The organism is Echinicola marina (genome assembly GCF_020463795.1).
GTDB lineage: Bacteria > Bacteroidota > Bacteroidia > Cytophagales > Cyclobacteriaceae > Echinicola > Echinicola marina.
Window position 1 is genome coordinate 1,622,933 of sequence record NZ_CP080025.1, and the last position, 21,787, is coordinate 1,644,719.

General features: G+C 40.8%; 16 protein-coding genes. 13 read left to right on the forward strand and 3 right to left on the reverse strand.

The features are described 5' to 3' along the window. Positions 1–78: 78 nt before the first annotated feature. The 3 genes from KZP23_RS06885 to KZP23_RS06895 all read right to left on the reverse strand — a co-directional run bounded on the left by KZP23_RS06885 (position 79) and on the right by KZP23_RS06895 (position 3,450). Complete coding sequence (locus KZP23_RS06885; RefSeq protein WP_226335358.1) at positions 79–1,266, reverse strand: RsmB/NOP family class I SAM-dependent RNA methyltransferase; 1,188 nt, start codon at positions 1,264–1,266, stop codon at positions 79–81. Positions 1,267–1,368: 102 nt separating this feature from the next. Then, entirely contained in the window at positions 1,369–2,532 is a 1,164-nt protein-coding gene (locus KZP23_RS06890) for a homogentisate 1,2-dioxygenase (protein ID WP_226335359.1), read from the reverse strand. 129 nt (positions 2,533–2,661) lie between these two features. Next, a complete protein-coding gene (locus tag KZP23_RS06895; protein ID WP_226335360.1) occupies positions 2,662–3,450 on the reverse strand; it encodes a formyl transferase in 789 nt (262 codons plus the stop codon). A 300-nt stretch (positions 3,451–3,750) separates the two neighbouring features. Between KZP23_RS06895 and htpG the strand changes: the two genes are divergently transcribed. From htpG to KZP23_RS06960, 13 genes are all read left to right on the forward strand, one after another. Then, on the forward strand, positions 3,751–5,634 hold the full coding sequence (gene htpG, locus KZP23_RS06900; protein ID WP_226335361.1) for a molecular chaperone HtpG: 1,884 nt from the start codon (positions 3,751–3,753) through the stop codon (positions 5,632–5,634). Positions 5,635–5,823: 189 nt separating this feature from the next. Next, positions 5,824–6,240, forward strand: coding sequence for an RrF2 family transcriptional regulator (locus tag KZP23_RS06905; RefSeq protein ID WP_226335362.1), 417 nt, complete (start codon positions 5,824–5,826; stop codon positions 6,238–6,240). A gap of 73 nt (positions 6,241–6,313) precedes the next feature. Further along, positions 6,314–6,556 (forward strand): DUF2061 domain-containing protein, encoded by a 243-nt coding sequence (locus KZP23_RS06910; protein ID WP_226336498.1) that lies wholly within the window; start codon positions 6,314–6,316, stop codon positions 6,554–6,556. A gap of 14 nt (positions 6,557–6,570) precedes the next feature. After that, complete coding sequence (locus KZP23_RS06915) at positions 6,571–7,272, forward strand: phosphoadenylyl-sulfate reductase (protein ID WP_226335363.1); 702 nt, start codon at positions 6,571–6,573, stop codon at positions 7,270–7,272. A 9-nt stretch (positions 7,273–7,281) separates the two neighbouring features. Further along, on the forward strand, positions 7,282–8,181 hold the full coding sequence (gene cysD / locus KZP23_RS06920) for a sulfate adenylyltransferase subunit CysD (RefSeq protein WP_226335364.1): 900 nt from the start codon (positions 7,282–7,284) through the stop codon (positions 8,179–8,181). 90 nt (positions 8,182–8,271) lie between these two features. Continuing rightward, the gene (locus tag KZP23_RS06925) at positions 8,272–9,531 is read left to right on the forward strand and encodes a sulfate adenylyltransferase subunit 1 (RefSeq protein ID WP_226335365.1); all 1,260 of its coding nucleotides are present in this window, start codon (positions 8,272–8,274) and stop codon (positions 9,529–9,531) included. A gap of 66 nt (positions 9,532–9,597) precedes the next feature. Then, on the forward strand, positions 9,598–11,700 hold the full coding sequence (locus KZP23_RS06930) for a HEPN domain-containing protein (protein WP_226335366.1): 2,103 nt from the start codon (positions 9,598–9,600) through the stop codon (positions 11,698–11,700). Further along, positions 11,697–12,461 carry a uroporphyrinogen-III C-methyltransferase gene (gene cobA / locus KZP23_RS06935; protein ID WP_226335367.1) on the forward strand — a complete coding sequence of 255 codons (765 nt, stop codon included), beginning with the start codon at positions 11,697–11,699 and terminating at the stop codon, positions 12,459–12,461. The genes KZP23_RS06930 and cobA overlap by 4 nt, the downstream gene beginning before the upstream one ends. A gap of 87 nt (positions 12,462–12,548) precedes the next feature. Beyond that, positions 12,549–13,124, forward strand: coding sequence for a precorrin-2 dehydrogenase/sirohydrochlorin ferrochelatase family protein (locus KZP23_RS06940; protein ID WP_226335368.1), 576 nt, complete (start codon positions 12,549–12,551; stop codon positions 13,122–13,124). A gap of 839 nt (positions 13,125–13,963) precedes the next feature. Further along, the gene (locus tag KZP23_RS06945) at positions 13,964–17,110 is read left to right on the forward strand and encodes a SusC/RagA family TonB-linked outer membrane protein (RefSeq protein ID WP_226335369.1); all 3,147 of its coding nucleotides are present in this window, start codon (positions 13,964–13,966) and stop codon (positions 17,108–17,110) included. A 32-nt stretch (positions 17,111–17,142) separates the two neighbouring features. After that, complete coding sequence (locus KZP23_RS06950) at positions 17,143–18,615, forward strand: SusD/RagB family nutrient-binding outer membrane lipoprotein (RefSeq protein ID WP_226335370.1); 1,473 nt, start codon at positions 17,143–17,145, stop codon at positions 18,613–18,615. Positions 18,616–18,742: 127 nt separating this feature from the next. After that, positions 18,743–21,271: a phosphocholine-specific phospholipase C gene (locus tag KZP23_RS06955; RefSeq protein WP_226335371.1), complete on the forward strand. Its 2,529-nt coding sequence runs from the start codon at positions 18,743–18,745 to the stop codon at positions 21,269–21,271. Positions 21,272–21,385: 114 nt separating this feature from the next. Beyond that, positions 21,386–21,769, forward strand: coding sequence for a RidA family protein (locus KZP23_RS06960; RefSeq protein WP_226335372.1), 384 nt, complete (start codon positions 21,386–21,388; stop codon positions 21,767–21,769). The last annotated feature ends 18 nt before the right edge of the window (positions 21,770–21,787 follow it).

Genomic DNA, 21,787 nt, shown 5'->3' on the forward strand with positions numbered 1-21,787 from the left:
GAAACCAAAAAATAAGAGATAAAGGTTAATCGCAGGAAAATCACTCTCAAATAGTTTAATTCCCCTGCGATGCCAAATTTACTTTCGTTGTAGTTTGGCTATATAAAATCCATCGAATCCACTTTCGTGGGCAAGAACTTTTTGATCTTCAATGAGTTCGAATTTTTTTCCTTTTTCACTTTTTAGGAACCGATCGACTTGCATTTGGTTTTCAGAAGGGAAAATGCTGCAGGTAGCATAAACCATCATGCCGCCAGACTTGACCATATTGCAGTATCCTTGAAGTATTTCCTGTTGGATTTTGCGGACATTATTAATCGACTCCTTGGATATTTTCCATTTGGTGTCAGGGTTTCTTCTTAAAACTCCCATTCCAGAACATGGTACATCCAGTAATAGCCTATCGGCAGATTCACTCAGTCGCTTGATGGTCTTGCTGCCATCAATGGTTTTGGTTTCAATAATACTGATGCCGTTCCTTCTCGCCCTGAGCTTGGTATTTTTCAATTTCCAGTCTTCTACATCCATGGATAGTACGCGCCCTTTGTTTTCCATTAGGGTCGCCAGATGCAGGGATTTTCCGCCTGCTCCTGCGCAGGCATCTATTACCCTCATGCCGGGTTGTACATCCAGTGCAGCAGCAACGAGTTGAGAAGAAGCGTCTTGCACCTCGAAAAGGCCTTCCTTAAATGCGGGGTGTCGAAAGATGTTTTGCCTTTTGGCCAATACCAAAGCGTCTTTATAGCCTTTTGGAGCAAAGGTTTCAATGTCATCTTCCTTGAAGCGATTCATCAGGTCTTCCTTGCTGGTTTTAAGACTGTTTACCCGGATAACCACTTGGGCCTGTTCATTGAGAGCGTCTATCTCCTTGTCCCACTTTTCTCCTAATAGCTCTTCGCCCATTTCGTCCATCCAATCTGGGATAGATTGTAATATGGCCCGGCTGTCTATGCATTCGTAGCGCTCTTTGATGTTTTTGGCATCGATCCCTTCGAATTCTCTCCAAGGGGGTAATTCGTTGCCTTGCATCAGCCAGTAAGTGGCAAATAAATGAAAAAGATCATCAGATGGGCTCACTTCGTTGATCAAGCGCCACCAACGGACCATTTCATAGGCGGATTCAGCGATAAACCCTCGATCCCTTGAGCCCCATTTAGGGTTGGACTTCAAGGTTCTTTCGATGACCTTATCGGCATATTGTTGTTCGTTGAATATTTGGTCGATGGCATTGACTACCCCGTAAACGGTGTTGGAATGAAGCCTCATGTGATATTGGTTGATTTTGAGCTGCAAAGATACAGAAATAAGCGCAGGATAAAGGAGAATTGGACAATCTTATTGTTTCTTGTCCTTGGCATGATTCTGTCCTTATTTTTCCGTCCAACTCATTGGATAATTTTTGTCCACATACCTCAGGGCATCCTGGGTTAAATACAGAGGGCTGAAGGTGTCGAGCATCACTGCGGTTTCTTCTGTCTTGCTGGCTCCAATGCTTTTTTCTACCATTCCCGGATGGGGTCCATGGGGCAGGCCTCCCGTGTGAATGGTGAAAGAGCCACGGTCGATTCCCTTTCTACTCATAAAGTCTCCGTCTACATAATAGAGCACTTCATCGGAATCTATATTGGAGTGGTTGTAAGGGGCTGGGATAGATAAAGGATGGTAATCGAACAATCTGGGCACAAAGGAGCAAATCACAAAACCTGCTGCTTGAAAGGTTTGGTGTACAGGAGGTGGCTGATGAATTCTCCCAGTAATAGGTTCAAAGTTCTTTATGGAGAGGGCGTAAGGATACAAATAGCCGTCCCAGCCCACAATGTCAAAGGGGCTATGGTTATAGACATATTGATGTAATTGGTCGTGTTTCTTGATTTGTACCAAGTGCTCTCCTTTTTCCTTCTCCAAAATCAACTTGTCTGGGATTTTGATGTCTCTTTCGCAATATGGTGAGTGTTCGAGAAGTTGCCCAACCTCATTTCTGTAGCGCTTGACTGTTTCTATAGGGCTTGCAGATTCTATTATAAGTAGTTTGATTGGTCCTTTTTTCCATTTGAACCTGTATATGGTCGTTCTGGGGATGACAATATAATCGCCTGCTTCTATGTCCAATTTCCCAAATTGGGAAATTAATTGGCCGCTGCCTTCGTGAACAAAAATAGCTTCATCTCCATCGGCGTTTTTGAAATAATAATCCATGTTATGGTTTTCTGGCATGCAGATACCCATCATTACATCCTTGTTTTTCATGAGTATTCGTCGGGCATGCAAGTAATCCGTCCCGGTACTTTTTACCTCAGAGGTGTTCAGATGGGTTTGTCTTAGCCCGTAGTCTTTGGCGATTTCCCAGTGGTAGGGTTTGGGTCTTTGGATTTCCAGTACTTGGTTGGGGTTATAAATATGGTAAAGGATGGAATAGATACCTGAAAAACCTTTTGAGCTGACCAGTTCTTCTTTATAGAGGCTGCCATCTGGTTGCCTGAATTGTGTATGGCGTTTTGGAGGGATTTTTCCCAGTCGATGATAGAAGGCCATGTTATTTTGGGTTTATGTTTATTACAATTTAATAAAATAAATGACACTTATTGCAGATCAATTGCTGGATGGTTTTTCATTATGGCCTTTAGTGGTTTGTACAGGGGTTGTGGTCAAAGTACATCAGTATTAGGCGAAGATGTTAACGGCCTCTTTTTTGAAATAAGTGATGATCTTTTGGGGGCTTTCCGGGATCTGGGTTAAGTTCCTTTGGAATCTCAACAGGAGTCTTATGCTTTTTAATAAGGTACGTTCGGAATAATGGTAATTTTTTCCCTTGTCTTTTTGTGGTTTTCCTAAAATGGGAGAGAGGCTTTTTTCCTGAGCCTTGATAAAGTTGACGATGGCGATTCCCAACAAATGGGAAGTTTTGATGCCTATGCTAAGTTCATTATCGGTTGAGTTGAGCGGAGGGTAGACTTCAGCCAATATATTTCCGGTATCCACTCCCTGGTCTATGTGGTGGATGCATCCACCCAGGTTTTCATAGTCGTTATGAAACAGTGCCCAGAATAAGGAGTCATTTCCCCGGTATTTTGGTGCAATGCCGTAGTGGAGGTTAACGGTAGCTGTTTTGGCGATTTGGATGATTTCTGGAGATAATATAGGTGCCCTACAAGTAATCAGTATATCCGGTGCCAGTTCTTTAAAAAAATGTATTCCTTCAGCATCGTTTATCTTGACTGCGTCAATAGGAATATGGCTAATATGATGGGCTTCGGGGTTGTTTTCCAAAACCATCCTTTTCAGCATGCTGTATTGTCCCTTTTGAAAGAGTCTTTTGGGAAGTGATTTGATGTTTTTTTTGCCTTTGGGATAAATGGGTTTTACAATAATTGCGTTGGGAAAAAATTGTATGATTCTTTTTACTGCCACCATTTCTCTGGCCTTGCATTCACTGACGACTACAATTTTCATAAAGTAAAACTTGACATAGGTTACCTGTTCTGCTGTGGATCCAAATAGTAGGCTGTTATTGATGGATGAATTTACTGTTTGTACATATTAAAATGTAAAATAGAAACATTAAAATGTTTTTTAAATATAAATATAAACTGATTAAATACAAAAAGGTTTCCAGATTCTCTTGTGATTTATTGCAATGCAATAAGGCGGGAGATTGATGAATGCTGTCATTTTGGCGGTTAAATCCTTTTGGAACAGCACTTGTGATGAGGGAATTGAAATTTAGACGTAAAAATAAAAACCATATAAGTTATGCAGGAAAAAGGTACCATCTCGATCCATACCGAGAATATATTCCCCATCATTAAAAAGTTTCTTTATTCTGACAATGAAATTTTCTTAAGGGAATTGGTGTCCAATGCAGTGGATGCCACGCAGAAAATCAAAAGATTGGCCCAACTGGGGCAGTATCCCGGTGAACTGGGAGACATTACGGTAGAGGTAAGTTTTGACAAAGAGAAAAAGACGATTACCATTGCCGATAAAGGGCTTGGTATGACGGCTGAGGAGATCAAAAAGTACATTAACCAAATCGCTTTTTCTGGTGCTACAGAATTTGTGGAGAAATTTAAAGATGCCAAGGATGCCAATGAAATCATTGGAAAGTTTGGTCTAGGTTTTTATTCGGCATTTATGGTGGCCCACAGGGTGGACATCCATTCATTGTCTTATCAGGAAGGTGCTGAGCCTGCCAAATGGACATGTGATGGCAGTACATCCTTTGAGATTTCTGCTGGAGACAGAACAGAAAGAGGTACCGAAATCACCCTTCATATCAATGAAGAATCCGAAGAGTTTTTGGACAAATGGAAGCTTCAGGAGATTCTTGACAAATATTGTAAATTCTTACCAGTTCCGATCAAGTTTGAGACCAAGACAGAAAGTGTGGAAGACGGAACGGACGAAGAAGGCAAACCTAAATACAAATCTGTGGAGGTGGACAATATCATCAATACCACAGCGCCTATCTGGACCAAATCCCCTAGTGAGCTAAAAGATGAGGATTACTTGTCCTTCTATAAAGAGCTTTATCCGATGAGCGAAGATCCATTGTTCTGGATTCACCTGAATGTGGATTATCCGTTTAACCTTACCGGTGTATTGTATTTCCCTAAGGTGAAGAATGAATTTGAACTGCAGAAAAATAAGATCAAGCTATTCTCCCGTCAAGTGTTCATTACTGATGAGGTAAAGGATATTGTCCCTGAATTTTTGATGTTATTGCATGGAGTGATTGATTCTCCGGATATTCCATTGAACGTATCCAGAAGCTTCTTGCAAGCGGATGGCAATGTGAAAAAGATCAATAGCTATATTACCAAGAAAGTTGCTGACAAGCTGGCTGAGTTGTTCAAGAAAGATAGGGCCGCTTATGAGTCCAAGTGGGGTGATATTGGTTTGTTTGTGAAGTATGGAATGATCAGCGAAGACAAGTTCTATGATAAAGGAAAGGACTTTGCCCTTTTGAGCAATACCAAAGGGGAGCATTTTACCATTGAAGAATACAAAGAGAAGGTAAAGGAGAGCCAAACAGACAAAGACGGCCAAGCCATCTTCCTTTACAGCACAGATGCAGAAAAGCAGGATGCCTTTATTCAGTCAGCCAACAATAAGGGCTATGATGTATTGGTGATGGACACTCCTATTGACAGTCATTTCATCAACCAGCTTGAGCAAAAACTGGAAAAAACTTCCTTGAAGCGAGTAGATGCTGATGTGGTAGATAAGCTGATCAAGAAAGAAGAGGACACCACCCATGTCCTTACCGAAGAGCAAAGCAAGCAGGTGAAGGAGGTATTTGAAAAGGCGATAGGCAATAAGGCTTATAGCGTGGAAGTGGAAGGGTTGAGCCCTGAGGAGTTGCCGGTAACCATTACCATGGAGGAATTTATGCGCAGAATGAAAGATATGGCGCAAACAGGTGGTGGAATGGGTTTTTATGGAGCCATGCCGGATAACTACAAGGTAGCCATCAATGGCAACCACAAGATCATAGATAGGATCCTTAAGGCTGAAGGGGAGGAAGAGCAAGCCAAGTTGGCCAAACAGGCTTTTGATTTGGCGAAACTTTCCCAAGGTATGCTTTCCGGTAAGGATTTGACAGAATTTGTAAAAAGAAGTGTGGACATGATTTAATTCATGTTTTATATAAATAGGTTAAAAGCTCTCCAATGATTTTGGAGGGCTTTTGTTTTTATAGTTCACCGTCTTGTTGGGCAAGCTCCTTACTCCAATCTTGATGGCGTTATAGGAGGCTGCTAGGGCAGATTTATGAAAAAAATCCCACAAATGGGGTGGTTTAAGGAATTATTATATTTTTGTAAGATGTTATCCAAAAAAACCAAATATGCTTTTCATGCCCTGACTTATCTTGGAAAGCACAAAGATGAAGGCTCTGTATTGATCCAAGACATTGCTGCAGAGCATGGTATTTCTCATAAGTTTCTTGAGAATATCCTGTTGGAATTGAAAAAGGCAGGCTTTCTAGGAAGCAAGAAAGGCAAGGGGGGTGGTTACTATCTGATCAAGGAGCCCAAGGATATTCAGTTGTCCAGAATCATCAGGTTATTGGATGGGCCCATAGCTTTGTTACCCTGTGTCAGTTTGAACTATTATGAGGCTTGTGAGGAATGCAAGGACCAAGAAAAATGTGGTTTAAATCAAGTGATGATTCAAGTGCGTGATGAAACACTTAATATACTGGAAAACAAGACTTTATCTGACATCCTAGACAAGGAGTGAAAAAAAATGTCTACAAACCCTACTTTTTTTATAGGTTTTATATACTTTTGTGGTTCAACAAATTATGAAACCTATGATTTTTGATCAGCCTATCAAAAAATGGTTTGTGGATGAAAAGGGTAAAGACAGTAACATTAAAAGTGTACTGAAGTCTATTTCCTGGAGACTGGTAGGGACAATGGATACGATCGTTATTTCGTACCTGATTACGGGTCAAATTAAAACGGCATTATCTATTGGTTCTATTGAGGTCGTGAGCAAGATGGTATTGTATTATTTCCATGAAAGAGCTTGGGCCAGGATCACGGATAAATAATTTAAGAGAGTATCATGAAGAAGAACCTAATTAAAGACTTGTCTGCAAGAATAGGAAATGTTTCTATCGCTGATGCCATTGCACAGTTGTGTGAATTGTTTCCGGGAAAAGTGGTGTTTTCGACCTCACTGGGCCAAGAAGACCAGGTGATTACAGAGATCATTGCCAAAAATAATTTGCCCGTGCAGATCTTTACATTGGACACAGGGAGATTGTTTTATGAAACCTACGATTTGCTTTCAAGAACGGAGAGTAGGTATAAGGTGAAAATCAAACCTTATTATCCTAATACCAGCTCGGTAGAAAATTTAGTAGCTGATATTGGTATCAATGGTTTTTATGAATCTCCGGAAAACAGAAAAAGCTGCTGTTATGTTCGTAAGGTAGAGCCTTTGAAGAGGGCCTTGGCAGGTAATAGCATATGGATCACAGGACTGAGATCTGAGCAAAGTGCCAACAGAAGTTCCATGAGTAAATTGGAATGGGACGAAGGCAACCAAATAATGAAATTTAACCCATTGTTAGATTGGAGTATGGAAGAAATGCTTCAATATATCAACGAAAACAAAATCCCATATAACCCACTTCACGACAAGGGCTTTGTCAGCATAGGCTGTGCCCCTTGTACCCGGGCAATCGAGCCGGGAGAAGATCCACGCGCCGGTAGATGGTGGTGGGAAAGTTCAAAAAAAGAATGTGGTTTACATATAAAATAGATGTCTAGCATGAAAAATATATTTGTTCCTAATCCAAAAGAAGCCGAATCAATTCAAATTATCCGTGAAGTAGCTGCACAGTTTGAAAGACCTGTTTTGCTTTTTTCTGGCGGTAAAGATTCGATAACCTTAGTAAGATTAGCTCAAAAGGCTTTTTACCCAGCAAGGATTCCTTTTCCTTTGCTCCATGTGGATACTGGTCATAATTTTCCAGAAACCATTGAATTTAGAGATCAATTGGTAGAAGAGCTTGGCTTGGAACTGATCGTGGCTAAGGTGCAGGATTCCATAGATCAAGGAAAGGTTCAGGAAGAGAAAGGCCGTTACTCCAGTAGGAATTCATTACAGACTACCACTTTATTGGATGCAATTGAGACCCACAAGTTTGATGCATGTATAGGTGGTGCCAGAAGGGATGAAGAGAAAGCGCGCGCAAAAGAACGTGTATTTTCTGTTCGTGATGACTTCGGTCAGTGGGATGAGAAAAACCAACGTCCTGAGTTATTTGATATGCTTAATGGCAAGATTCATCAGGGGCAGAATGTGAGGGCTTTCCCTATTTCCAATTGGACAGAGCTTGATGTATGGGAATATATCAAGACTGAAAATATTGCTATCCCATCTATTTATTTTGCACACAAGCGCGAGATTTTTGAAAGAGACGGCATGATTTGGACCGCTTCAGAGCATGTTTACCGTGAGGAAAATGAAGAGGTGAAGGAAAAAATGGTAAGGTTCAGAACCGTTGGAGACATGACCTGTACCGCAGCGGTATTGTCAGAAGCAGAAACCCTTGAAGAAGTGGTGGAGGAAATCAGGGCAAGTACCATTTCCGAAAGAGGCGCGAGAATTGACGATAAGCGTTCTGAAGCCGCCATGGAAAACAGAAAGAAAGTAGGTTACTTCTAGGATCCTACCCCATCTTCAATTTTCTAAATAGGGTCCTAGTCATCCAAACTTGGACTTGTAAGCATCAAAAATCCCTTTAAAAAGAACACCATGAGTACTGAAAATAGAAAACTGATCAATATTGCAACGGCCGGAAGTGTAGATGATGGTAAAAGTACCCTAATCGGAAGGTTGTTGTACGATACCCGCTCCCTGACCACCGATAAGCTGGAGGCCATAGAGCGCAACAGCAAGCAAAAAGGATATGATTACCTTGATTTTTCTTTGGCAACAGATGGCTTGGTTGCGGAGAGAGAGCAGGGAATTACTATTGATGTAGCCCATATTTATTTCAATACCGATAAAACCAATTATATCATCGCGGATACTCCAGGTCACGTGGAATACACGCGAAATATGGTGACCGGTGCCTCGACTTCCCAAGTGGCCATCATTTTGATTGATGCTAGAAAGGGTGTGATCGAGCAGACGTACCGTCACTTTTTCATCAATAACCTGTTAAGGGTTGGTCATGTGATCGTAGCGATCAATAAAATGGACTTGGTGGAATTTGACCAACAAGTTTTTGAAGATATCAAAAAGGATTTTGAGGCCTTGATCGAGAAAAGTGATTATTCTAGCGACCAAGTTACCTTTATCCCTGTAAGTGCCCTACATGGTGATAATATTGCCAGTGGATCTGAGACAATGTCTTGGTACCAAGGCCCTTCCTTATTGGAATACTTGGAAGACCTTGAAATAGATGAACTGGATGATCATGGTACTGCCCGCTTTTCAGTACAATATGTGATAAGACCAAAGACTGATACCCACCATGATTTTAGAGGATTTGCAGGGAAATTGTACGGAGGAAGTCTTTCGGTAGGGGATGATGTCACGGTTCTACCTTCTTTTACCCAAAGTAAAATCAAAAGCATCGAATTCTTTGACCAGCAGTTTGATGAGGCTGTAGCAGGAAGTTCGGTGACCATTACCCTCGAAGATGAAGTGAATGTGAGCAGGGGTGATATGTTGGTGAAATCCAATGAATTGCCTAAGTCGGAAAAACAACTTAGCGCAACGATCTGTCAAGTAAACAGTAAACCATTGAGAGTGGGTGCAAAATATATTCTTCAACATGGTGTCAATCAGGTTTTGGCTAAGGTGGACAGTATAGACGGCCTGGTACATACTGATTTCACTGGAGAGGAAGCAGCAGATCAGTTGAAGCTAAATGATATTGGTAAAGTGAATTTCAGGTTGAGCAAACCCATTCACTTTGATCCTTACAAGGATAGTAAGTCAAACGGAAGTTTTATTTTAATCGATGAAGCGTCATTTGATACTACCAGTGTAGGTTTCATCCAGTAGGAAGAACCGGCGCTGAGGAATTCGGCGATTATAGGTTCATTCACAAAACCAAATACTATAACCACTATGCAAAGTTTTAGAACAGAAATAGAAAATCCCGTTGTGGAAAAAGATATTATCGAACTGGAAAAGAAAATTGCGCTTTTCAAGGACGGTAAAATAGATGAGGAAAAATTCAGGAGCCTCAGACTGGCCAGAGGAGTTTATGGTCAAAGACAGCCAGGGGTGCAGATGATCCGTATCAAATTGCCGTATGGCAAAGTGACCAGCAGGCAGCTGCACAGGATCTGTAAGGTTTCTGATGAATTTTCTACTGGGAGATTGCACATCACTACTCGTCAGGATATCCAGATTCATTATGTGAGTTTGGACAGAACGCCTGAACTTTGGGCGGAACTGGAAAAGGATGATGTTACCTTGAGGGAAGCCTGTGGAAATACGGTCAGAAATGTCACTGCTTCAGAAACAGCAGGGATTGATCCCAAAGAAGCTTTTGATGTTACGCCTTATGCAGATGCCACTTTTAGGTATATGCTTAGGAATCCTATCTGTCAGGAAATGGGCAGAAAGTTCAAGATGGCCTTTTCTGCCAGTGAAGAGGATACTGCTTTATCCTATCTTCATGACCTTGGTTTTATTCCAAAGGTAAAGACAGTAGATGGTCAGGAGCAAAGAGGCTTCAAAGTGATGCTTGGCGGAGGATTGGGGTCGCAACCTAGAAATGCCGACATCATCACTGATTTTTTAGCTGAAGATAAATTGATTCCTTTTATTGAGGGAGTTGTTAGGATTTTTGATCGACACGGTGAAAGAGCCAAGAGGATGAAAGCCAGGATGAAATTCCTTATCAAGGACATTGGTGTAGAGGAATTTTTGAGATTGGTAGAGGAAGAGCAAAAAGCATTACAGTTCCAGTCTTATCCAATCGATTATAAAGCCTATGAGGCTACGAATCAAATTGCTACTCCAGAGGTACCGGCAGTAGCGGTTCCAGAAGGCGAAGCTTACCAAAACTGGTTGAAGACCAATGTGCTTTCACAAAAGCAAGCAGGTTATGTTTCTATCGGTATTAAGGTACATTTAGGTGATTTTTACACTGATAAGGCCAGGAAATTGGCTGATTTGGTGAGTAAATATGCCAATGATGAGATCCGTCTTACTTTAAGACAAAATATCCTGATCAGAGATGTACAGGAGGCAGCATTGCCATTCTTCTATCAAGAATTGCAAAAGTTGGATTTTGTGGCTTTTGGTTATAATACTTTAGGAGACCTTACTGCATGTCCAGGTACTGATACTTGTAATTTGGGTATTGCCAGTAGTACTGGTGCTGCCCATATCCTTGAAGAAGTCATTGCAAAAGAATATCCACAACATCTGTTCAATAAGGACTTGAGCATTAAAATTTCGGGTTGTATGAATGCTTGTGGTCAGCACAATATGGCCGCTATTGGTTTCCAGGGTATGTCCATCAAAGTGGGCAAATCTGTGATTCCTGCCCTTCAGGTACTTTTGGGAGGTGCTATTCTCGGAGATGGTGAAGGAAGATTTGCTGATAAAGTAATTAAAATTCCAAGTAAGAGAGCACCTCAGGCCTTGAGAGTCATTTTAGATGACTTTGATAAGAATGCTGAGAAAGGTGAGGCATTTGTAAATTATTATGATCGTCAGGGTCAAATGTATTTCTATGAACAGCTGAAGCCATTGGCCAGTACGGATGATGTGGTAGATGCAGATTACATAGACTGGGGCAATGAGCAAGCATATGTGAAGGCAGTAGGTGTAGGTGAGTGTGCCGGTGTGGTGATTGATTTGGTGGCTACCTTGCTATTGGAAGCAAGGGAGAAATTGGCCAATGCTGAAGACAGTCTGAATGAAAGGAAATGGTCTGATAGTATTTACCATACCTATGCTACTTTGGTAAATGCAGCCAAGGCGATCATGATTTCTGAAGGAAAGTCAGCAAATTCCTATGCGAATATTGTAAGCCAGTTTGATGAGATTTTTGTCTCTACTGGTAAAATCGATTTGGGGTCAAGTTTTGCTGATGTTGTATATGAGCTTCAGAAAAATGAACCTACAGAAGAATTTGCTAAAGCCTATTATGCCAAGGCAGAAAAAGTATATCATATTATCGGTGATTATAGAGCTAAAGAAGTAGAAGCATGATCCCTAAAATCACTCCAAAATTAACTTTGGTCGGTGCTGGCCCCGGTGATCCCGAGTTGATCACCCTAAAAGGGGTATTGGCACTGGGCAAGGCGGATGTGATATTATATGATGCACTGGTAGATAAGTCCTTGCTGAAGCATGCGACAGCTAATGCCATCAAGGTTTTTGTGGGCAAGCGGCAGGGAAGTAAGCTAAATCCCCAGGATAACACCAATAAGATGATAGTGGAATATGCCTTGAAGTACGGCCATGTGGTTCGGCTGAAAGGCGGTGATCCATTTGTCTTTGGGAGGGGCGCTGAGGAAATTGAATATGCTCAGCAGTTTGGGATAGAAACGGAAGTTGTCCCAGGGATCACTTCAAGTGTCGCGGTACCAGCTTATCAAGGAATACCAGTGACCAAAAGGGGGGTATCGGAAAGCTTTTGGGTGATTACGGGAACCACTTCTTCTGGACAACTATCCCGGGATATTAAAATTGCAGCCGAATCTACTGCTACTTTGGTGATTTTAATGGGCACTAAAAAGCTACATGAAATTGTCCAGGAGTTTACTGCCTTGGGAAAAGAGGATACACCTATTGCTCTGATTCAAAATGGTACTACGGTGTCCGAAAAAATAGTGGCCGGTCATATTCATAATATTGAGAAAAAAGTAGTAGAGAGCGGTGTGGGAGCTCCAGCGATTATAATCGTTGGAGAGGTGGTCAGAGAAAGCCCTAAACTGATGAATATTTATCAAGAAGCGATAAAAGTTTAGCTTTTTCCATAAATTAAGCGAGAGTATTGATATATTATTAATATCTTGATGCCCTAATTGTGCTTATCACAAAAAAATAATAACACAATGAATGAGCTTTACCCTGTGTTCCTTAAGGTAGCACAGCTTAATACCCTAATAGTAGGAGCTGGTAATGTTGGGTTAGAGAAGTTGTCCTTTTTACTCAAATCCAGTCCAAATGCAAAAGTCACCATCGTAGCCAAGGAGATTTCCGATGAGATTAAGAAAATAGCTGGAGAAAGGGAAAATATCTCTCTAGTGGAAGATGCTTATGCGGAAAAATACCTTGATAATAGACATATTGTTATCGGAGCAACTGATGATAGGGAGGTCAATAAGCAAATCCAAGTGGATGCAAAAGCTAGAAATCTACTTGTAAATATTGCTGATACTCCTGAATTATGTGACTTTTATTTAGGTGGAATTGTCACCAAAGGCAATGTGAAAATTGCCATCAGTACGAACGGTAAATCACCTACTACAGCTAAGAGGTTGAGGCAGTTTTTGGAGGAGGTCATTCCAGATGATATCAATGAAATGGTGGAGAACATTAATGAATATAGAGATACCTTAAAAGGAGATTTTGAATATAAGGTGGAAGCATTGAATAAGTTGACAAAGGAATTATTGGTGAAAAACTGATATTTCTGTCAATAAGATTTTAAATATGCGGTTGATTTAATTTTGAAAAAGCAGGTAGGGTCTACCTGCCTTTTTTTTGTCTATTTTTTCAGGGGATCAAGCTTTGATTGGGAATCAAGGAAATTTCATATGGGGCAACTCTTAAAATACTTGTTATAAAAATTTCTATACTATAATCGTTCAATGCTAACCTATTTGAAAAAACTATAACATCTAGGTATTGTATGTTCATTTGTGGACAAATAATATTGACCACAGATAAAAGGATGAACACTGATATTTGGTTATACACTTGGGTTTGTAAGGTTTTGATCAGTGTAAATATGCACTGTCGAACTACCTAAAGGCTGTTAATCGCCCACTTTTCCGCTTGATCCTTGACTGGCTAGGGATGATTTTTTTAACCGCTTTTTCAGGTGTAGTTTATTCTAAATACCTACTTCTCTTTTCATCCTATTTAATGGATGATCTTTTTCCCCTATGAACCAAATTGAGCATGGATAAGCTGAAGGTTTTGGTTGTTGCTTTAACCTTTGGATAATATATCTATTGATGTTAAAATATTGTTTTATGATGAGTGTAATCATTTTTTGTTGACCTTTTTTAATACTAAATATTGATTTGAGGCTATGGGTATTTGTGGGTAGCGAAGGCCAGCTCTTTTGTATTAATTTTTACTTAAGGATATCCAAACGCAATTAAAGAATTCATAATTGCCCTTATGTCTTCCCCATTAATCAGACTTTTAATTTTGCGACCAAATTACTCCTAGTAAACCATTTATAAGTGATTATTTACCTGAAAATCAATTGTTTAAATTTTATAATTCACACTAACTTATGAAACACGTTTTTACAGTTTTTATTTTCTTACTGATGAACTTCCCTTTACTGGTATCGGGGCAGGATTTAGTGAAGGGTCAAGTAACAGATGCTTCGGGGGCAGGCCTTCCTGGTGTTACGGTTATGATCAAAGGGACCACAAATGGTACTGTTGCGGATTTTGAAGGAAATTACAAAATCAATGCAGACAGAAATGCTGTCCTACAATTCAGTTTTATCGGTTTCACTTCAAAAGAAGAAGCCGTAAATGGTCGCTCCCTTATCAATGTGGTTTTGGAGGAAGATCAGAAAAGTTTGGACGAAGTAGTTGTTACAGCTATTGGTATCAAACAGCAAAAGAAAAAATTGGGTTATGCTACCCAAGAAGTGAACACCGAGGTTTTGGGTGAGTCCAGAACCATGAACTTAGGAAATGCTCTTTCTGGTCAAGTGGCTGGTTTGACAGTAACTAACCCAACAGGTATTTTTCAATCTCCGTCTTTTCAATTAAGGGGCAAGACGCCTTTGATCGTTTTGGACGGTATTCCAGTGGAGACTGATTTGTTTGATATTTCTCCTGAGGACATTGAAAGCATCAACGTCCTAAAAGGTGGCGCGGCATCTGCTCTTTATGGTGCAAGAGGTAAAAATGGCGCTATCCTGATCACTAGAAAAAATGCTTCCAAGGAAGGTTTGACCGTCACTGCTTCTACCAGTAATATGGTGACGGCGGGTTTTACAGTTTTCCCTGAAACACAGACTGAATATGGTAACGGATCAAATGGCAAATATGAATTCTGGGATGGTGCTGATGGAGGTATCTCAGATGGTGATATGATTTGGGGACCAAAATTTGAACCTGGTGTGATGATCCCACAGTGGAATAGTCCTATTAGAGATTTACAGACTGGAGAAGTGATCGAATGGTACGGAAATGTTGCCGGAACGGTTTATGATGATAAGTCTCGTTACGAAAGAGTGCCAATCGCATGGGAAAGACATGAAAACTTGAAGGACTTTTTGAAGACTGGTGTGGTTTCCAAAAATGATTTTTCAGTGGCTTATCAAGGTGAAAAATCCAGGTTTTATTTTTCTGGAAATTATTCCTACCAAAAAGGACAGGTTCCAAATACCTCTCTTAACACTGGTGGTCTGAACTTTAACAGTTCTTTTGATTTGACCAGTAATCTTCAGTTGGACGCTACCTTGAGTTATAATAAAGTGTATTCACCTAATTACCCAAGATATGGCTATGGACCAAAAAACCATATGTACACCATTTTGATTTGGATGGGTGATGATGTTAATGGTCAGGATCTTAGAGACCATATGTATGTGCCAGGGCTCGAGGGTTATCGTCAAGCCAACTATAACTATGCTTGGTATAATAATGTATACTTCGCAGCTCATGAGCTAAACCAACAGCACAATCAAAATACTTTGGACGGTAAATTGAAATTGAAATACCAGATTACACCTGATTTATATGTCCAAGGTAGGATTTCCGCTAGAGAGTACAGGGTGTTTTCCGACATGGAAAGTCCAAAGTCTTATATGAACTATGGTGATTCCAGAAATGGTGATTATAAGATGTGGAATGATAGCAGGTTGAATTTGGATACGGATATCTTGGCCTCTTATAATAAGAACATTAGTGATAATTTTGCCTTCACGGTAAATGCCGGTGGTTCCAGTTTCTATAGAACCTATCAGCAGGAATATGCTTCTTCAGATGGTTTGATTGTTCCAGATATTTATAGTTTGAGCAATACCCAAGGACCAGTTCAAGCAAGAAATTCTTTTCAGGAAAAGGCTATTCGAAGTGCTTATGGTTCAGTGAACTTTGATATGTGGAATTCAGTGTTCTTGAATATCTCAGGAAGAAATGACTGGTCCTCTACTTTGCCAACTTCCACTAATTCCTACTTCTATCCTTCTGCTTCCCTGAGTGCCATGCTTTCTGAATTCATCAGATTGCCTAAGGTAATGGACTATTTGAAGGTGTACAGTTCTTGGTCGCAGGTATCCAGTGATTTGAGCCCATACAGTATCTATGCTACCTATCAAAAGGGGGTGACATACGGTTCTACACCATCTGTATACTACCCATCTGGATTGGTGAATTCGGAGATCATGCCTGAGAAGTCCACATCCTTTGAGGCTGGCTTCTCTACTTCTTTTGCTCAGAAAAGATTGACCTTGGAAGGCACCTATTACAGGATTTTGGATGAGAACCAGATTATTGACCTGAGTATTTCTGGAGCTTCTGGTTTTTCTTCTAGAAAAGTTAACGGCAATGAATATACCACCAATGGTTTTGAGGCCATGGTTAATTTCAATGCGATTGATCATAATAAATTCGGTTGGGATATAGGAATGAACTGGACCCGGTATGTGAAGAAGATCACCGATATCTATGGGGATGGTGGAAAATTTGGGAACTTAAGTGTTGGAGATAGGGCTGATGCTTATTATGCCACGGTTTGGCAAAAAAGTGCTGATGGTGAAGTGATTCTGGATGCCAATACAGGTTTGCCAACTAGAGACCCTTACCCAAGCAAAATCGGTCATTTGGATCCATCTTGGAGATTGGGTCTTCAGAACAGGTTTAGAGTAGGAGACTTTAGAGTAGATATGGATATTGATGGTGCTTGGGGTGGCTTGATTCGTTCCTTGACCATAGAGAAAATGTGGTGGGGAGGAAAGCACCCGAATTCTGTATTGTACAGAGATGAAGAATATGCAGCTGGAGAACCAGTTTATGTTCCTGAGGGTGTAGTGGTTACTGGCGGAGAGTTGGTTAGGGACGTAGATGGAAACATTATTTCTGACACTCGTGAATACACCCAGAACACCACAGCTGTAAGCTGGCAAACTTGGTCCCAGATTTATCCTTACCGTGCCCAGGTGACTGAAGACGAAAGTGAGCTTTTTGCCAATGTTTATGACCGTTCTTATTTCAAGTTGAGAAGACTTTCGGTGACTTATGATTTGATGAATATCATGACTTCTGAAAAAATCAAAAAGCTTGATCTGTCTGTATACGGATATAATTTGGCCATGTGGAAAAAGATGCCTTTACTGGATCCTGATTATGGAGATGATAATAACCTACAGGACCCATCTTCCAGATATGTTGGTTTCACCCTTCGCGCTACCTTTTAATTGATTTTCCAGCCTAAGAAAAAAGAGAAAAAATGAAAAATATATTAGTGATATGTTTATTGTTGGTTGGGCTTTCCTCCTGTCAAAATTTAGAGGAGATGAACATCAACCCCAATTTACCAACTGAGACGCACCCTCAGTTGCTACTGACCAAAATTGAATGGGATGCTTTCAGGGCATACAGAGGAACCTCCCCTTTATATGCATTGAAGATGTTAGTACAAACTGATGGCGAGAATGCCAATCAATATTATAAATGGGATCGAGGAAGTTACGGGCCTTATGCTGTGCTAAGGGATGTGAGCAAGATGATAGAGGAGGGCGAAAGGATTGGCGAGCCATCTTATATGGCGCTAGGGAAGTTTTTTAGGGCATATTATTTCTATAATTTGACCTTAACTTTTGGTGATGTTCCCTACTCTGCTGCACTGAAAGGTGAGCTAGAGCAAAACTACCAACCTATATATGATAGCCAGAAAGCGGTTTTTGAAGGCATACTGTCCGAGTTAAAGGAAGCAAGTGAAATTTTGGAAGAGGAGAATACAATCATTGCAGGTGATATCATCTATGCCGGAGATATCATGGGCTGGCGAAAGTTGGTAAATGCCTTCCGTCTTAAGGTCATGTTGACATTATCAGAGAAAGAGGGTGAAGTAAGCTTGAGTGAGTTTGCGAGCATTTATCAGAACGAACCTTTAATGGAAAATGTAGAGGAAAGTGGCCAACTGGTGTTTTTGGACCAGCAGGATAACCGATATCCTGATTTTAATTCCAGTGGTTTCAGTTCTGGTATGTATATGGATTCTACTTTTGTGCAACGACTTCAAGATCGAGAAGATCCTAGGTTGTTTATCTATTGTACGCAAACCAAATCAGCCAAGGAAGCCGGAAAAGCCATTGATGACTTTACCGCATATGAGGGGGGTGATCCTGCAGCGCCTTATGCTGAGGTAAATGAAAAGGCTACTGAGGGCAATGTGTCTAAAGTAAATGACCGGTATCATAGGGATCCTGTAAATGAGCCATATATGCTTTTGGGTTATTCAGAGCAGCAATTGATCTTGGCAGAAGCGACTATCAAAGGATGGATTTCTGCTGATGTGGTAGAACTTTATGAGTCAGCTGTGAAAGCGTCCTTTAAGTTTTATGAAATGTATGCTGAAAACTATTCGTCCTTTGTGGGTGAAGAGGCTGCTGCAACTTATCTGGCCAAGCCCATCAATAATTTCAGTATGGCAGAAAGTGAAGAGGAGCAATTACAACTGATTATTATGCAGAAGTATTTGCAATCATTCTTCCAGTTGGGATGGACTTCTTTTTACGATCACCATAGAACGGGAGGATACCCATCATTCAGAAGACCAGCGGGTGTAGAAATACCATACAGATGGATCTATCCGCAATCTGAGTATAACTATAATGCCAGCAATGTCACTGAAGCGATCAGTAGGCAGTTTGGTGAGGGAAATGATCAAATCAATAAAATGACTTGGTGGTTAGAGTAATATAAACCAAAGAAGCACCAATAAGGTGGAACAATTATCGCCCAACACGATAATGTTCCACTTTTTTTATTGGATAGCGGAATACATCATGATATTATTAAATTTAAGTTCCTAAAGGATATTAAATATGAAGGATTCGAGAAGAGAATTTCTTAAAAAAGCGGCACTTTTAACTGGCGGTGCAGGCATATGGAGCGCTTTGCCAGCGTCCATTGAACGGGCCATGGCCATTTCTCCTGACCCGGGGACTACTTTTTATGATGCAGAACATGTGGTTTTGTTGATGCAGGAAAACAGGTCCTTTGATCATTGCTTTGGCACCCTAAAAGGGGTGCGTGGCTTTAATGATCCGAGGGCAATCAATCTGCCGGATAAAAATCCTGTTTGGTTGCAACCTGATAAAAATGGCAACCGCTTTGCCCCTTTTAGATTTGATATTAAAGATACCAAGGCTACTTGGATGAGGGATATTCCACATTCCTGGGAAAACCAAGTGGATGCCCGTAATGAGGGAAAATACAATGGCTGGATAGAAGCCAAAAGATCTGGCAGGAAGGAATTTAGGGATGTGCCTATGACCATGGGCTATTATAGCCGTGAGGACATCCCTTTTTACTATGCTTTAGCGGATGCTTTTACAGTTTGTGACCAGCATTTTTGTGCTTCTTTGACAGGGACTACGACCAACAGAAATTATTTTTGGACAGGAAGGACCCATCCGGACGGCGCCAAGGCAAAGGTTCGAAATGGTGAAATGGGCTATAATAATGAAGTAAATTGGCCAACTTTCCCAGAGAGATTGGAAGACAATGGTATCTCTTGGAAGGTATATCAAAATGAGGTGAGTGTAGGAGCAGATGTGGAGGATTACTCCTTACTTTCCAATTTTACTGACAATAACCTGGAATGGTTCTCGCAGTTTGGCGTGCGTTTTAGTCCTGGTCATTATGATTATCTGAAAAAGAGAGAAAAGAGTCTCCCTAAAGAGATCAAGGAACTGGAAAAGCAAATAAAACGTCCAAACGAAGACCAAGAGGATTTAGTTAAGAAATTAGCTGAGAAAAAGCAGGACCTTGCTCAATTAAAAACTTATATAAGCAAGTGGAATCCAAAGCAATTTGAAAAGCTTTCTCCAAGAGAGAAGAGCTTACATGAAAAGGCTTTTGTGACCAATATTGGCGATCCCAATTATCATAAAGTAGAAACCTTGTCCTATACAGAGAATGGAGAGGCCAGAGAAACCAAGGTACCCAAAGGGGATATTTTACATCAATTCAGGAAAGATGTTAAAGAAGGTAAGCTACCTACGGTTTCTTGGGTGGTAGCTCCCCAAAAGTTCTCTGATCACCCTAGTGCTCCTTGGTATGGAGCTTGGTATGTGTCTGAGGTAATGGATATCCTGACCCAAAATCCGGAAGTTTGGAAAAAGACCATTTTTATTCTGAACTATGACGAAAACGATGGGTATTTTGACCATGTGCCACCATTTGTAGCGCCTAATCCCAAAGATGCTGATAGTGGAAAAGTATCAGAAGGTTTGGATGTGACCGGTGAGTTTGTGACCAAAGAAGAAGAGTTAGCTGTGGGATTTAAGGATAGAGATGCCAGGACCAGCCCAGTAGGCCTAGGATATAGGGTTCCTTTGGTGATAGCCTCTCCATGGAGTCGTGGAGGCTGGGTGAATTCACAGGTTTGTGATATCACCTCTACGATTAAGTTTATGGAGAAATGGTTGTCCAAGAAAACGGGTAAGAAGGTGGAGGAGCCAAATATCAGTACTTGGAGAAGGGAAATTAGCGGTGACCTTACCTCCGTATTCAGACCTTATAATGGGGAAGACATCAATTTACCGGAGTGGTTAGACAGAAACCAGCATGTGCAGCAGATATTCAATGCCCAGTTTAAGGACTTACCCAAAAACTTTGCTACCCTTTCAGAGGAAGAAGCCAGGGAAGTTGGGAAAAATCCTGAGGGCAGTGATATTTTGCCAAAGCAAGAGCAGGGAACAAAGCCTTCCAATGCTCTAAAATATGAGCTATATGCTGATGGGAAATTGAGTAAAGACGGGAAGCATTTTGTTATTCGGTTTAAGGCTGCCCAAGAACTGTTTGGAGAGGAAGCTTTAGGTGCTCCATTTAATGTATATGCTCCCGGCAATTATTGGGATAAGGAAAAAGCAGCCTTTGAGCCAGTGAGAACCTGGGCATTTGCGGTGAAATCTGGTGATGAATTGGAATATCAGTGGCCACTGGAGGCTTTTGAGGCAGGTGAGTATCACCTGAGGGTTTATGGGCCTAATGGATATTACAGAGAGTTTATGGGCAATGCCCAAGGACCAAGAGTGAGCATCAGTTGTGAACCTATCAAAAAACGAAAGGAAATCACAGACAGTCTTAAAATCACCGTAAATAACATCAGTGGGCTACAATCGCTGAACTTAAGACTGGCGGATGATTCTTATCAGAAACTGGAGAAAACCTTCACTGTTCAGCCTGACTCATCAGAAAGCTTCACTTTGGATATTTCCAAGAACCAAGGCTGGTATGACTTTAAACTTGATGTACCGGGCTTGGATAATTTCGGAATTCGGTATGCAGGAAGATTGGAGACAGGCAAGGATAGTATTTCTGATCCACTAATGGGAAGAGTAATTTAGTAGCTAGTCAATATATTGGGTCTTGAGTATTGGACAGTGTCAATTGTTCTCAATACTCAGGACTAATATAGCATTCCATCAGAATTCCCTACATTTGGGATAAAATTTTAGAAAATGGCAAATAAGATTATTTATTCAAAGGAAGCTCCAGCACCAATAGGGCCTTATAGTCAGGCGGTTCAAGCTGGCAATACACTGTTTGTATCTGGCCAAATTGCGCTTGATGCGGCAACAGGTGAGTTGATCAACGAAAACATCACAGAGGAAACCCATGCAGTCATGAAAAATCTGGATGCAATACTGACGGAATCTGGCTATAGTTTTGGTGATGTCGTAAAATGTTCTATTTTTATTAAGAACATGGATGATTTTGGTACCATTAATGAAGCTTATGGTCAATACTTCAAGTCCAACCCGCCGGCTAGGGAGACTGTGGAGGTAAGTAGATTACCCAAAGACGTACAGGTAGAAATCTCCTGTATTGCAATAAAATCTTAAATAACCTGAGGAGGCAGG

What these genes read in the sequence shown, in the direction of transcription:
- KZP23_RS06915 (WP_226335363.1), top strand. Translation starts at nt 6,571, where the DNA reads ATGAAGAAGAACCTAATTAAAGACTTGTCTGCAAGAATAGGAAATGTT.
- KZP23_RS06925 (WP_226335365.1), top strand. Translation starts at nt 8,272, where the DNA reads ATGAGTACTGAAAATAGAAAACTGATCAATATTGCAACGGCCGGAAGT.
- KZP23_RS06945 (WP_226335369.1), top strand. Translation starts at nt 13,964, where the DNA reads ATGAAACACGTTTTTACAGTTTTTATTTTCTTACTGATGAACTTCCCT.
- KZP23_RS06905 (WP_226335362.1), top strand. Translation starts at nt 5,824, where the DNA reads ATGTTATCCAAAAAAACCAAATATGCTTTTCATGCCCTGACTTATCTT.
- KZP23_RS06940 (WP_226335368.1), top strand. Translation starts at nt 12,549, where the DNA reads ATGAATGAGCTTTACCCTGTGTTCCTTAAGGTAGCACAGCTTAATACC.
- cobA (WP_226335367.1), top strand. Translation starts at nt 11,697, where the DNA reads ATGATCCCTAAAATCACTCCAAAATTAACTTTGGTCGGTGCTGGCCCC.
- htpG (WP_226335361.1), top strand. Translation starts at nt 3,751, where the DNA reads ATGCAGGAAAAAGGTACCATCTCGATCCATACCGAGAATATATTCCCC.
- KZP23_RS06885 (WP_226335358.1), bottom strand. Translation starts at nt 1,266, where the DNA reads ATGAGGCTTCATTCCAACACCGTTTACGGGGTAGTCAATGCCATCGAC.
- KZP23_RS06930 (WP_226335366.1), top strand. Translation starts at nt 9,598, where the DNA reads ATGCAAAGTTTTAGAACAGAAATAGAAAATCCCGTTGTGGAAAAAGAT.
- cysD (WP_226335364.1), top strand. Translation starts at nt 7,282, where the DNA reads ATGAAAAATATATTTGTTCCTAATCCAAAAGAAGCCGAATCAATTCAA.
- KZP23_RS06950 (WP_226335370.1), top strand. Translation starts at nt 17,143, where the DNA reads ATGAAAAATATATTAGTGATATGTTTATTGTTGGTTGGGCTTTCCTCC.
- KZP23_RS06890 (WP_226335359.1), bottom strand. Translation starts at nt 2,532, where the DNA reads ATGGCCTTCTATCATCGACTGGGAAAAATCCCTCCAAAACGCCATACA.
- KZP23_RS06895 (WP_226335360.1), bottom strand. Translation starts at nt 3,450, where the DNA reads ATGAAAATTGTAGTCGTCAGTGAATGCAAGGCCAGAGAAATGGTGGCA.
- KZP23_RS06960 (WP_226335372.1), top strand. Translation starts at nt 21,386, where the DNA reads ATGGCAAATAAGATTATTTATTCAAAGGAAGCTCCAGCACCAATAGGG.
- KZP23_RS06955 (WP_226335371.1), top strand. Translation starts at nt 18,743, where the DNA reads ATGAAGGATTCGAGAAGAGAATTTCTTAAAAAAGCGGCACTTTTAACT.
- KZP23_RS06910 (WP_226336498.1), top strand. Translation starts at nt 6,314, where the DNA reads ATGATTTTTGATCAGCCTATCAAAAAATGGTTTGTGGATGAAAAGGGT.